The 13,042-nt window shown below is 38.8% G+C and carries 10 protein-coding genes and 2 pseudogenes; 7 read left to right on the top strand and 5 right to left on the bottom strand.

Annotated elements, in window-relative coordinates:
- Window position 1: 1 nt before the first annotated feature.
- The 5 genes from FZ954_RS09945 to rpsO form a co-directional block, all read right to left on the bottom strand.
- Window positions 2-1,957, bottom strand: coding sequence for a BglG family transcription antiterminator (locus FZ954_RS09945; protein WP_148878258.1), 1,956 nt, complete (start codon window positions 1,955-1,957; stop codon window positions 2-4).
- Window positions 1,958-1,981: 24 nt separating this feature from the next.
- Entirely contained in the window at window positions 1,982-3,751 is a 1,770-nt protein-coding gene (locus FZ954_RS09950; protein WP_148878259.1) for a PTS mannitol-specific transporter subunit IIBC, read from the bottom strand.
- A 243-nt stretch (window positions 3,752-3,994) separates the two neighbouring features.
- A complete protein-coding gene (gene glmS / locus FZ954_RS09955; protein WP_148878260.1) occupies window positions 3,995-5,809 on the bottom strand; it encodes a glutamine--fructose-6-phosphate transaminase (isomerizing) in 1,815 nt (604 codons plus the stop codon).
- A gap of 221 nt (window positions 5,810-6,030) precedes the next feature.
- Window positions 6,031-6,444, bottom strand: a complete 414-nt coding sequence (locus tag FZ954_RS09960; RefSeq protein ID WP_148878261.1) for a YjdF family protein — start codon at window positions 6,442-6,444, stop codon at window positions 6,031-6,033.
- Between the two features lie 526 nt (window positions 6,445-6,970).
- The gene (gene rpsO, locus FZ954_RS09965) at window positions 6,971-7,240 is read right to left on the bottom strand and encodes a 30S ribosomal protein S15 (protein ID WP_001018251.1); all 270 of its coding nucleotides are present in this window, start codon (window positions 7,238-7,240) and stop codon (window positions 6,971-6,973) included.
- Window positions 7,241-7,514: 274 nt separating this feature from the next.
- Between rpsO and FZ954_RS09975 the strand changes: the two genes are divergently transcribed.
- The 7 genes and pseudogenes from FZ954_RS09975 to FZ954_RS10005 all read left to right on the top strand — a co-directional run.
- Window positions 7,515-8,441: an aldo/keto reductase family oxidoreductase gene (locus FZ954_RS09975; RefSeq protein ID WP_148878262.1), complete on the top strand. Its 927-nt coding sequence runs from the start codon at window positions 7,515-7,517 to the stop codon at window positions 8,439-8,441.
- A 160-nt stretch (window positions 8,442-8,601) separates the two neighbouring features.
- Window positions 8,602-9,783 (top strand): NAD(P)/FAD-dependent oxidoreductase, encoded by a 1,182-nt coding sequence (locus FZ954_RS09980; RefSeq protein WP_148878263.1) that lies wholly within the window; start codon window positions 8,602-8,604, stop codon window positions 9,781-9,783.
- A 13-nt stretch (window positions 9,784-9,796) separates the two neighbouring features.
- The gene (locus tag FZ954_RS09985) at window positions 9,797-10,318 is read left to right on the top strand and encodes a DUF1697 domain-containing protein (protein WP_148878264.1); all 522 of its coding nucleotides are present in this window, start codon (window positions 9,797-9,799) and stop codon (window positions 10,316-10,318) included.
- 9 nt (window positions 10,319-10,327) lie between these two features.
- A pseudogene (locus FZ954_RS09990) lies at window positions 10,328-10,435 on the top strand (DNA mismatch repair protein MutT); the annotation flags it as partial.
- Window positions 10,436-10,612: 177 nt separating this feature from the next.
- Window positions 10,613-11,911, top strand: coding sequence for an ATP/GTP-binding protein (locus FZ954_RS09995; protein ID WP_148878265.1), 1,299 nt, complete (start codon window positions 10,613-10,615; stop codon window positions 11,909-11,911).
- Window positions 11,912-11,917: 6 nt separating this feature from the next.
- Window positions 11,918-12,553: an RloB family protein gene (locus FZ954_RS10000; protein ID WP_148878266.1), complete on the top strand. Its 636-nt coding sequence runs from the start codon at window positions 11,918-11,920 to the stop codon at window positions 12,551-12,553.
- 52 nt (window positions 12,554-12,605) lie between these two features.
- Window positions 12,606-12,956: pseudogene (locus tag FZ954_RS10005) on the top strand (8-oxo-dGTP diphosphatase); the annotation flags it as partial.
- Between the last annotated feature and the right edge of the window lie 86 nt (window positions 12,957-13,042).

The raw sequence follows: 13,042 nt of genomic DNA on the forward strand, positions 1-13,042 counted from the left end.
TTTAGTTCTCCAATTTCTTAATTTTTTCATTAAAAATAGTATTCAGCATTTGGTAAATGATAGATTGATTCCCTGTTTTGTAAATCTCTGTATACAGATGGTTTTCAATAATAGACTGGCTAATAGCCGTCATCAAATCTCTTACTTCCTCACTGGCATTAGTAGGCATCAGCATGAGCAAACATCTTGTGACCTCTTCTTTTTCTCGTTTCATAGATAAAGCTATAATAGGCTGCTTTAGATCAAACATCGTAAAACTGCTAGTGGTTATCTTTCTTGACTGAGTATGTAGGAGTACTAGACCAGTATTTGGAATAGCCATCGGACTTGTCTGGAAGCGAGACAAAAGTTTCTTTGTCAAATAGACTTTATCACTTATATTTTTCTGGTACTGAATAATTTGCTCCACTGTCTGCTCAAACGATTGTTCATTCTCTAGCGGAATCAATTCAAACTGGCTTAAGATTTGACCACTAGACTCCAAATAATCTTGCAGATCGTAATTTTGCTCTGGAACAAGTGCGTCACGTACTACAATCGTACGATGTGCCTGTACATACTGAAGCTTTTCCTGCAATTCCAATAATTCTTTGACTGTTGGAAAACTAGAAATCACATCTATTTCTTGATTGGCCAATGGCTTAGTAGATAAAATATAGTCATATCGACTAAGGTCAATACTGTGATAAGCTACTAAAGACTGGATATCTATCCATTCTACAAAAGGGGCGACACTCTTAATCTTACTGACCAACAAATCTCTAGTAACCCGCCTTTCATCTGTTAAAAGTAGAATGCGAATTGGATAAATTTCTGGGCTACGACCTAAGCTAGAGATAAAATGTAGGGCAATCATGCCATACTCATACTCTGTATGAAGGTATTTCGGAAAAATGTCATTTACTAAAAGACTGATGACCGTATAAAGAAACTTATTTCTTTCAACCAAAAGCTGTATAGGCTCTGGTAGACTCTCCTCTTGAAACAATATAGGAATGCCTAGACTAAGTCGAATATGATGGAACAGAAAGCTAAATAGTACCTTATCCTTAAAAAAATCAATCTTAGTATACATTGAAACTGTATCAATCAGATTCGAAATATCATAGAAGAATTCTCCATCAAATTTCTCTGTGAAGAGAGGGTTGTCTTGGCGTTTGATAATGAGTTCATCCAAAATACTAGCATAATAAATAATTTCCTGAATACTATAGTATTGAGAAGTTTTCTTGGAATAATCCTGAAAGATCTTTTGAGAAATTTCTAGAGCTTGCTTACTAGTATTCGGTAGATTTTCAATATTTTGTTCCTGACCAATTAGAGACAGCAAAATAGCAAAAAACATTCTCATCTTAGCATCCATGTCCGAAAAATCCGTCAAATAATTCTCAAGAATCTGAGCGGCCTGTCGGACTCTATTGGCGTCTAAAATATTAAAACTTGCAAAATGACCAGCTGAGAAATCAGCTACCGAGATGCAGTTAGTCAATAGAATAGCTAAAAATCGCCTTTTGCAAATTGAATCCCCAGAAATTCGGTAACCTTTTTGTCTCTCAATCTTCATATCAAAGTCCAAGAGACGCTTATCAATGTCTGCGATATCTTGGATAATAGTCACATTACTGACTTTCATACATTCCTGTAAGGACTCATTGGTGATAAAACCTTCTTCTGTTAAGAGACGATAGGTAATTAGCTCCAACCTTTCCTGTCGGCTATATTCAATCAAGACTTCCAAATTTGCGGGTAAATCAGCTATGTTACCCGACAAAATATGATACTTGCCTTGTTTTATAATTTTAATATCTTGTGACGCCAAACTATCTGACAAATCAGCCAAAGTCCGATAAATTGTTCTAGAAGATACCTGCAAGATCTCAGTCATGTCTTGCATTGAAAGCTTCCCTACATGTAGGAAAGCCTTCAATAATTGTTCTTCTCGTTTTGTTAATAGCATTCGTTTTTTAGCAACCTTCTAGTTCTATTTGTACATTCTAGCAACCATTTTATCATATTCTGGTGTTGTTACTAAACTATCCACAATAAGAAATTGAGAATTCGGTGCTGCTTGCTGTACTTTTGATTGCAGACCAATTGTTGTCACAATCACAATATTCTTGGCATTATATCCACTTAGTTCTGAAATAGCTTCAGTAGAAACTGGAATTCGAATATTGTTATGTTTAAAGATAGCCCGAATCGTCTCGCACCCCATAGTAGCTGACCCCTGAGCCTTATCATAAGCAACTACTACAGCATCAATATGATTAAGGTCAATTTCCTGACTATCTACTGGTGCTGAAGTTGGTATATCTCCTTCAATTTCTACTATTGGAGAAGCTCCTGTTAATGAAGCTACAATTTCATCGTAACGAGGGGACGCCAAGAAATTATCAACAGAAACATGAATAGCACTTGGACTCTTGCCTTTAGCTCTTGGTGTCAGCTCTTCCTGAGTAACAATTAATGTTTTCGGTGTATCAACCAAATTTGAGATGGCCTGATTAGATACTGGAATTCCCAGACCTGCTTTTTTAACCTTATCTCGAAGAATACTAGCTCCCATCGCAGAGCTTCCCATGCCAGCATCACAAGCAAAAATAATTTTCTCTACTGAATCTCTTGAAATGTTTTTGTTTACATCATCTGAAAGTACTTGTCCCTTAGATTTGGCCTTTGCAGCTTGAGTCGCAGCTTGAGCATCTTCAAGAGAAACCTCAGTTGACTTGTCTGCACGAAGGATAATGGATGCTACAAAGAAAGAAACTACCGCTGCCACTAAAACACCTAGAAGAACATTCAGATGAGGCCAAACACCTTTTGGTGCCATAGCCATAATAGCGATAATAGAACCCGGTGAAGCTGGAGATTTAAGACCAGCATCAAAGAGTTGGAATGTGAAAGTACCCGATACACCGCCAGCAATCGCAGCTAAAAAGAGAGCTGGTTTCATCATAACATATGGGAAGTATATTTCATGGATCCCACCAAAGAAATGGATAACCATTGCTCCCCAAGAAGAAGATCTAGCAGAACCTTTGCCAAACAAGGCGTAAGCCAAGAGGATACCCAGACCTGGTCCAGGGTTAGCCTCTAAGAGGAAGAGAACAGATTTACCAGCTTGAGATACTTGCTCAGCTCCCAGAGGTGTAAAGATTCCATGATTAAGAGCATTGTTAAGGAAAAGTACCTTTGCTGGCTCGATGATAATGTTTGCCAAAGGTAGAAGTTTAGCATTGACAATAGCCTCAACACCATTTCCAACAGCTCCAGTAAGAGTCGATACGACTGGACCGATCGCGTAGAAAGCCAAAAGCAGTAATGCAAAACCAACTAGACCAGCTGAGAAGTTATTAACTAACATTTCAAAGCCGGGACGAATTTTCTCCTGGAACTTCTCATCAAATTTCTTGATAGCCCATCCACCTAGTGGCCCCATTACCATAGCTCCGATAAACATAGGAACACTAGAGCCTGTGATCGCACCAACAGTAGCAATAGCTCCTACAACGGCACCACGTTGTCCATGAATTACATAACCGCCCGTGTAACCAATTAGAGTCGGTAGTAGATAAGTCAACATAGGACTAACAATAGCAGCCAATTGTTCATTTGGTAGATAACCATCAGGAATGAAGAGGGCAGTTAACACTCCCCAAGCAATAAAAGCCCCAATATTGGGCATAACCATGTTTGAAAGTGATGTTCCAAGTTTTTGAACTCTAACCTTCAAAGATACTTTTTCTTCCATTAGGATTTTCCTCCTTTTCTTTGAATCTAGTATATACAAAAATGAAAACGCTTAAAACTAAAGCTTTGTCACAGATTTTGTGCCAAAAAATCAACTTTTGTCACAAATATTTCTTTTATAGCCTATAATAATAAAAATGCACTGAAAAATTACATTAAAAATTCAAATTACGAATTATAAAAAAATAGGCCGTAAGACTGAAAGAATAGCCTATCAGTCTCACACCTATTTGCTCATATGTTCTTATTCAACTGTAACAGCTTTTGCTAAATTACGTGGCTTATCTACATCCAGTCCACGATGCAGTGAAGCATAGTAGGCAATTAATTGAGTAGGAATAACCATAGAAATGCTAGATAGATACGGGTGAACTTTGTTGACAATAATGTCATCACCTTCTTTTTCTACCCCTTCTTCCACAATAGTCAAAGTATTCGCACCGCGAGCTACTACTTCAGAAACATTACCTCGAGTATGAGAAGCAACGGTTGGATTATCAGAAATCAACGCAATAACAGGTGTACCATCTTCTATTAATGAGATGGTTCCATGTTTGAGCTCTCCAGCCGCAAATCCTTCACATTGAATATAAGAAATTTCCTTAAGCTTGAGGCTGGCTTCCATAACTACATAATAGTCTTGACCGCGCCCGATATAGAAAGCATTACGGGTCGTTTCCAAGAGTCCACGAACTTTTTCTTCAATTAACTCTTTTTCAGAAAGAGTTGACTCAATAGACTGAGCTACAATTGAAAGTTCATGCACTAAATCGAATTTTTTTGCTTTTTCATTACCATTGGCTTCCCCAACTGCTTTAGCAAGAAATGCTAGAGTCGCTACTTGTCCTGTATAAGCCTTAGTTGAAGCTACGGCAATTTCTGGACCGGCATGCAATAACATAGTATAAGTTGCTTCACGAGAAAGCGTAGAACCTGGAACATTTGTTACCGTTAAACTTGGAATGCCCAGTTCATTAGTCTTAACCAATACCTGACGACTATCAGCTGTTTCACCTGACTGACTAAGGAAAATAAACATTGGCTTCTTGCTGAGCAAAGGCATGGTATACCCCCACTCAGAGGCAATCCCTAGTTCTACAGGTGTATCTGTTAATTCCTCTAGCATAGTCTTAGAGGCATAACCTGCATTATAAGAAGTTCCAGCAGCAATAATGTAGATTCGGTCCGACTCTTGAACAGTCTTAATAATCTCTGGATCTACAACAACTTTTTGATTTTCATCAGAGTATGTTTTGATCAGCTTACGCATCACGGTCGGCTGCTCATCAATTTCCTTCAGCATGTAGTAAGGATAAGTGCCTTTGCCGATATCAGACAGGTCCAGCTCAGCAGTATAGCTGCCACGTTCAAGAACATTGCCTTCGTAGTCTTGCACTTCTACGCTATTAGCCGTCACGATGACCAGCTCTTTATCATGGATTTCCATGTATTCACTGGTCTCACGAATCATAGCCATGGCATCGGAGCAGACCATGTTGTAGCCTTCTCCCAAGCCAATCAAAAGCGGCGATTTGTTTTTGGCAACGTAGATTGTAGAAGGATCTTGAGCGTCTACTAAAGCAAAAGCGTAGGAACCTTCGATAATGTGAAGGGCCTTGCGGAAAGCGTCAAGAACAGAGAGACCGTCTTCTTCCACAAATTTCCCAATCAAATGAACTGTAATTTCTGTATCTGTCTGCCCTTTAAAATCATGGCCAGCAAGATAGTTATTTTTGATATCCAGGTAATTTTCAATCACACCGTTGTGAACCAAAACAAAACGACCTGTCTGAGAAGTGTGAGGATGGGCGTTATTCTCACTTGGTTTTCCGTGAGTCGCCCAGCGGGTATGCCCAATACCTGTTGAACCTACCACATCCATACCAATCTTGGCACGAAGATCTGCAATCCGGCCAACAGACTTGACCAGACTAGATTTTTCTCCTGTTGTCACAAAAATTCCAGCCGAATCATAGCCTCGGTATTCTAACTTTTCAAGTCCTTGCATCAAAATATCTGTTGCATTGCGGTTTCCCACAACTCCGACGATTCCACACATAGATTTATTTCTAGCCTTTTGCTGGCAAAAAGCTAGTTCCTCCTTTATTGAAAATTGGTATAGTCTTATTTATCTTTTTATTAAGAGACAAAAACATTATACACAGCAAGTTGACATTTGTCAATAAAAAATTGGTATAGTTGCAAGACAGGGGAATTTGTTCAAGAAACAAAAAAGCCTCCCTACGGAAGGCCTTTCCATAAAAATAAGAAAAACTAGGCTCAATGCCCCTTTTGCTTTTCCAATCGTTTTTGCTGTTTGAGTTCGAATTTCCTTTGCTTAGCCAGTTCTTTCTGCTGCTTGCGTTTGACTCGAGCAACTTGCTTTTGCTCTTCAAATTGCAGTTGCAGCGCTTCCTGAGACTTTGAAGAACGTGAAGCCAGCTGCTCTTTTTTAGCCTGTCTCTGCAGGCGTTTAGGACTGACCGACTTAGTCTTCTCCTTCACCCTGATGCTAGGACTAAACTGCAATCGGTGATAATAACGGTTTAGAAAATCCAACAATTCCTGCGTACTAGGCTCTGCACCAAAGGTGACTCGGCAGACTCTATAAGATTGAGCATGTTCCTGCCCGAAAAGACCGTGCCAAAATCCCTCTTCAAAATAAACTGTCAGCGTCATTGAAATCGTGTCCATGACAGCACCTCCTTTAAAAATCCCTAAGAATGGACAACCAAGGAGGAAGGTTACTGACAAAAAATGGATTTTTTGCGTCTGGACTACCAACCAGAACTGTGTTTTTATCTTAGTAGCTACAGTCTAGCAAGATTTTCTAAAAAATTCAAGGAGGGCTAAAAATTGTACTGATAGAAGACAAAGTAAGACTAACGAAAAACCTATAAAGTCAGAGAGCTAATTTGAGCTCGGGCTAAAATCCTAGTGAAAAAGATGAAACTCCTTGTGTTCATCGAACACTTTGTCGTTTCCCTATTTTCATACGGATTTTTAACGCCCTTAGCATCCTGTTTCTTGCTGGATAAAACGTTTATAGACTAGGCGACGAGCCGAAGATTGTACGAAAATTTTAGTGAAACAAAAAATCTCCCCGAAGGGAGATGATCTGGTTTATTTTACCTTACAGTGCTAGGAAACGTAACCGAAGATTATACTTGAGTATATCGAGGTAAGGTGACAACGCAATGTAAGTGGAAAATAAAGCAGATTAACGACGAAGTCCTAGAGAGTTGATCAACTCACGGTAACGGTTAACGTCGTTTTTACGCAAGTATGCAAGCAAGTTACGACGGCGACCGATTTTCTTCATCAAACCACGGTAAGTAGCGTGGTCTTTTTTGTGTTGTTTGATGTGTTCGTTAAGGTGGTTGATTTCCCAAGTAAGGACAGCAACTTGAACCTCTACTGAACCTGTATCACCTTCGTGACGTGCATATTGTGCAATGATTTCATTTTTTTTCTCTTTTGAGATTGCCATGATAAGCTCCTTTTCTTTACGCTTCATCCGAGTGACAGGCTTGGCAATTCCTGCAACCAAGAAGAAGTTATTTGTCTTTAAGACATTCTTATTCTATCAGGAAGCCAAGTTTTTGTCAAATCTTCTACTTTTCCGACAAAGTCAGCCAAATTTCATTAGCCAAAATGAGGATTTTCTACACATTTGCTCCAAGGCTCGATCTAGCTAGTCGCTTTTTGACTTTGGAGCGGGTTTAGCTTATACTGAGATTAAAATGACACGAGGAGAAGAGCTTATGAAATATCTTGAATTTGGGGAAAGCAAGAGAGAAATTTCCCAGATTATCATAGGGCTTATGCGAATTGCCCAAATGACACCCAAAGAGGTGGAAGAACTGGTCGAAACAGCCTTGTCAGTCGGTATTAACGCTTTTGACTTAGCCGATATCTACGGTGGAGGCAAGTGCGAAGAAATTCTGGGACAAGTGCTCAAAAATCGCCCTGACCTGCGGGCTAAGATGTGGATCCAGTCCAAGGTGGGGATCCGCATAGAAGAATTCACCTACTTTGACTTTTCCAAAGACTATATCCTAGAGGCAACAAACGGTATTTTACAGCACTTAGGCGTGGATCATCTGGACTCTCTGCTCTTGCACCGACCAGATGCCCTGATGGAACCTAATGAAATCGCTGAGACTTTCGATCTACTCAAATCCCAAGGGAAGGTCCTTGATTTTGGAGTGTCCAACCAGAATCCTATGATGATGGAGCTACTCAAAAAAGAGGTCAAGCAGCCCTTGGTGGCAAATCAGCTCCAATTGAGCGCAGCTTTTTCACCTGCCTTTGAGTCCGGCTTCCACGTCAACATGGAGGGTACAGCCGCAAATATGCGCGACGGTAGTATTTTTGAATACTGCCACCTCAACGACGTCGTAATTCAGGCCTGGTCAGTCCTCCAGCACGGCTATTTCGAAGGCGTTTTTGTCGGTTCAGATAAATACCCCAAGCTCAATGCCGTCCTAAACCGACTGGCCGACAAATACCAAATATCACCAGCGGCAGTGGCTATTGCTTGGGTGCTACGCTATCCAGCCCACATGCAGGCGGTCATCGGCACGACCAAGGCTAGCCGCATCATCGAATCAGCAAGGGCGACAGATATCGAACTGACTAGAAAAGAATGGTACGAAATCTATTGGGCCTCTGGAAAAGATCTTCCTTAAAAATGAGCCTAAAATCCGATTAATTTTCTACCTAGTGCTAGCTAAAGGACTGACAGAAAAGCTGACCAGAGCATGTCCACTGTATAGCCGAGAAGGCAAAATCACCTTGCGCAAGATTAACTAGCACATAAAATTCCTATTTCACGAAAGGAAAAAATATATGAATCACTTTGACACAATCATCATCGGCGGAGGACCGGCCGGCATGATGGCTGCCATTTCCAGTTCTTTCTACGGGCAGAAGACCCTACTCCTCGAGAAAAATAAACGACTGGGCAAGAAACTAGCTGGTACAGGCGGCGGGCGCTGCAACGTGACCAATAACGGAAACCTAGATGACCTCATGGCCGGCATTCCTGGCAACGGGCGCTTTCTTTACAGCGTCTTTTCCCAGTTTGACAACCATGATATCATCAACTTTTTTACGGAAAATGGCGTCAAACTCAAGGTCGAAGACCACGGCCGTGTTTTCCCAGCGACAGACAAGTCCCGCACCATTATTGAAGCTTTGGAAAAGAAAATTGCAGAGCTAGGTGGCACTGTCATCACCAATACTGAAATCGTCTCCGTCAAAAAGTCAGATGAGCTTTTCACTGTCAGATCCAGCGACCAGACTTGGACTTGCCAGAAGTTGATTGTGACAACTGGCGGCAAGTCCTACCCTTCAACTGGCTCGACAGGCTTCGGTCACGATATTGCCCGACACTTTAAGCATACTGTGACCGAACTTGAGGCCGCTGAAAGTCCTTTATTGACAGATTTCCCCCATAAGGCCTTGCAGGGAATTTCACTGGACGATGTGATCCTAAGCTACGGCAAGCATGTCATCACTCATGATTTGCTTTTTACCCATTTTGGTCTATCCGGTCCTGCTGCTCTGCGTATGTCTAGTTTTGTCAAGGGTGGGGAAGTTCTTTCACTGGATGTTTTGCCTCAACTTTCTGAGAGCGACTTAGTAGCATTTCTAGAGGAAAATCGGGAAAAATCCTTAAAAAATGCTTTAAAAACCTTGTTGCCCGAACGCTTGGCAGAATTTCTTGTGCAAGGCTATCCTGAAAAAGTTAAACAGCTGACTGAAAAGGAACGCGGACAACTTCTCCAGTCCATCAAGTTCCTCAAAATCTCTGTTACTGGCAAAATGTCCCTTGCCAAGTCCTTTGTAACCAAGGGTGGCGTCAGTCTCAAAGAAATCAATCCCAAAACTCTGGAAAGCAAACTCGTCCCTGGTCTCCACTTCGCTGGAGAGGTCCTAGATATCAATGCCCATACGGGTGGCTTCAACATCACATCTGCCCTCTGTACCGGCTGGGTGGCAGGCTCAAATCCAATAAATACTAAATAAGAAAGGAAGTCCTTTGGAACATATTATTTTACTAAGAGGCGTTACTCCTAATGGAAAAAATACTATTCCAAAAATGTCTTATTTGGTAGATATTTTGACAGAAGCTGGGTTTCAACACGTCCGAACCTATATTCAAAGTGGGAATATCATTCTTGAGAGTGACCTAGATTTAGAAGAAATACGAGAACGCGTTCATACTTTGATAAAGGAAAAAATTGGGGCCGACTTAAAAATGGTTATCAAAAATAAGAACGATTTTGAAAAGATTGTTCATGAGAATCCATTTAAAGAAGACTATCTTCATGATCGTGTACATGTGATTCTTTATCAGGGATTTATCCAAAGTCTGCCATTAGAAAAATTGAAAGCTGACTACGGTGAGGAAGAAATTTGTGTAGGCGATCACTGTCTCTACCTCTATCTCCCTAGAACTGCAAAACGAAAAAAGCTCAATACCAACTATCTTGAAAAGCTGTTTGGCATGGATCTGACCATGCGAAAGTTAAACGTAGTGGAAAAGTTACCAACAAAATAGGAGAACAAGATGAACAGATGCGAAACAGTCGAATTCGTCAACATGTGTATGATTTATGACGGAGAAAAAGTTCTGGTCCAAGACCGAGTTAGTCCCGACTGGCCTGGCATTACTTTCCTGGTGAAAGATATTGTAAAATATTTTAAAACTTATAATTACTTTCATTTACATTATTTTACACTAGCATTATAAATAAAATTATTAGAAAAAGTTTCGAATTAAACAAATAGAATACTATCTAATTTTTTAAAAAAATGTTACAATTGTAGCGAGAAAAAATCTCGGAGGTTGAATATGCTAATAGAATTTAAAGCAAAGAATTTTACATCTTTCAAAAATGAAGTGACATTCAGTATGGTCTCTTCAGAAAAATTACAGGAATTATTAAATAACCGGATTGAAATTGAAGCAGATTTCCATTTACTAAAATCTGCTAGTATTTTTGGAGCAAATGCTAGTGGAAAGAGTAATTTGTTGAAGGCTTTAGCATTTATGATAACATTTCTTCAACGTTCAATGTTAGATTCTCAAGAAGGCAAACGAGATTTTCAAAATTTATCCTTTTCTTTGGACGATGTTAGCAAAGACACTCCCATGGAATTTGAAATTTCCTTTCTTATGACAAGACAAATTGTAACATATGCTTTTTCTCTTTGTAAAGGAGAGGTGATTTCGGAAAGCTTAGTTATAGATGATAACCCAATTTTTATAAGAAATTCTGATAGCATCCTGGACTACTCTACTGACATCTTTACGACTAAAGAGGTATTGGATTTAAAATTTAGCCTAACAAATTCTAATTCATTATTTTTAACTGTTCTTTCTGTAACAAATACAAAACTAGCAGAAGACATCATTAAATATCTTACAGAAAATATTAATTTCTTATCAGGTTATGGAAAATATGCTAAATTCACTAAAAATATGATTAAAGAAAATAATAGTTATAGAGCAAAAGTTCTAGATTTACTTAAGATTGCTGATTTTAATATTACCGATTTGGATATTGAGCAACACGAATTTGAAATAAAGCCTTTTGGTGATTCTGATGCAGAAATTCCAGAAGAAATTTTTGAGGAAGCACGAGAAGAGGCAAATCGCCTTTTGTCAAAGCATAATATTTATGATTCAGAAGGAATGATTGTTGATAGCAAGCTATTTGATGTAGAAGGGTTTGAATCTAGCGGAACTCGAGTATTCTTAAGTTTAGCAGGGCCAATTATTACCGTATTAGAAAAAGGGGGAATTTTAGTAATTGATGAAGCAGATGCATTGTTACATCCTCTGGTTACTAAATATTTAATTGAACTCTTTAACAATATTGAGAACACTAACTCACAATTAATTATCACGAGCCATAATTCAAATATTCTTGATCAGGAATTATTAAGAAGAGATCAAATTTGGTTTGTAGAAAAAGATGAACTTGAGATTAGTCATTTGACTGCTCTGTCAGAATATAAATTTAATGGTTCCGTTGTTCGTAGTGATGAAAGATACGCGAAAAACTATTTAAAAGGCAAGTATGGAGCTATTCCTTACGTTAGAAATGATATGATTCATAAAATTTTCAAAGCTAGTTTGGGAGATTAATTTGTTATGGGTAAGCAGAAATTTTCAAGAGACAAAAAAACTGGTACAAAAGAACAATTACCGATAATCTTGATTGTATGCGAGGGAGAAAGAACTGAACCAAATTATTTTGATCGATTTGAAGTAACAAATATAAAAATAGAATCAAGGGGAATTGGAGATAATACTATAAGGCTTGTAAAATATGCCATCGAGGAATCTCAAAAAAATGATTATGATCAAGTTTGGTGTGTATTTGATAAAGATAGTTTCCCAAAAGATAATTTTAATAGAGCAGTGCAATTGGCTCAAAACAATGACTTTGGAATTGCTTATAGCAATGAATCTTTTGAGCTTTGGTATATTCTACATTTTGAATTTTTAAATTCTCAGATTACTCGTGATCAATACATCAAAAAATTAAATAGTATCTTTAAATCCAAAAAACTTGAAGGTTTCCCAGATTCTTATAAAAAGAATGATCCTAACATTTACAGAATTTTAAAACCATATCAAGATACAGCTCTAAAAAATGCCAAGAATTTATCCAAAGATTATGAAAGTGAATTAACTCCTTCACCCGCAACACAATTTCCTGTAACTTATGTATATAAATTAGTTGAAGAGTTAAATAAATGGATTCCATCACATCGACTTGATTAATAAAATATAAAATTTGAATTAAGTGTTAAAAATTCTAATATGTTAGCACTACTTTCCCGGTGGACATGTAGAACGCGGGGAATCTTTTACCGAGGCAGTTATCAGAGAAGTCAAAGAAGAAACTGGACTGACCATATCCAAACCCCAACTTTGCGGCATCAAGGATTGGTATGATGATAAGGATTTTCGATATGTCGTCCTGCTCTACAAGACAAAGCATTATTCCGGTGTGCTGCAATCCTCAGATGAAGGAAAGGTTTGGTGGAAAGATTTGGAAAATCTCTCTCATCTGAAACTTGCAACTGAGGATATGTCAGACATGTTGCGTGTTTTTCTAGAAGACGATTTAAGTGAATTCTTTTACTATAAAGACGGCGACGACTGGCTTTATGATTTGAAGTAAAAAATGAGGCTGGGACAAAAGTCCTAGCCTCTCAATTGTCTTTGGATTGTCGAGCAAGACGCAGTGGTTGAGTGGGCTCTACTACG

Source organism: Streptococcus sp. Marseille-P7375, from assembly GCF_902460365.1.
In the GTDB taxonomy this organism is placed as follows: Bacteria; Bacillota; Bacilli; order Lactobacillales; family Streptococcaceae; genus Streptococcus; species Streptococcus cristatus_I.

Coding starts and splice junctions, on each gene's coding strand:
- rpsO (WP_001018251.1), bottom strand. CDS start 7,240: ATGGCAATCTCAAAAGAGAAAAAAAATGAAATCATTGCACAATATGCA.
- FZ954_RS09950 (WP_148878259.1), bottom strand. CDS start 3,751: ATGGAAGAAAAAGTATCTTTGAAGGTTAGAGTTCAAAAACTTGGAACA.
- glmS (WP_148878260.1), bottom strand. CDS start 5,809: ATGTGTGGAATCGTCGGAGTTGTGGGAAACCGCAATGCAACAGATATT.
- FZ954_RS09995 (WP_148878265.1), top strand. CDS start 10,613: ATGCTAATAGAATTTAAAGCAAAGAATTTTACATCTTTCAAAAATGAA.
- FZ954_RS09945 (WP_148878258.1), bottom strand. CDS start 1,957: ATGCTATTAACAAAACGAGAAGAACAATTATTGAAGGCTTTCCTACAT.
- FZ954_RS10000 (WP_148878266.1), top strand. CDS start 11,918: ATGGGTAAGCAGAAATTTTCAAGAGACAAAAAAACTGGTACAAAAGAA.
- FZ954_RS09960 (WP_148878261.1), bottom strand. CDS start 6,444: ATGGACACGATTTCAATGACGCTGACAGTTTATTTTGAAGAGGGATTT.
- FZ954_RS09980 (WP_148878263.1), top strand. CDS start 8,602: ATGAATCACTTTGACACAATCATCATCGGCGGAGGACCGGCCGGCATG.
- FZ954_RS09975 (WP_148878262.1), top strand. CDS start 7,515: ATGAAATATCTTGAATTTGGGGAAAGCAAGAGAGAAATTTCCCAGATT.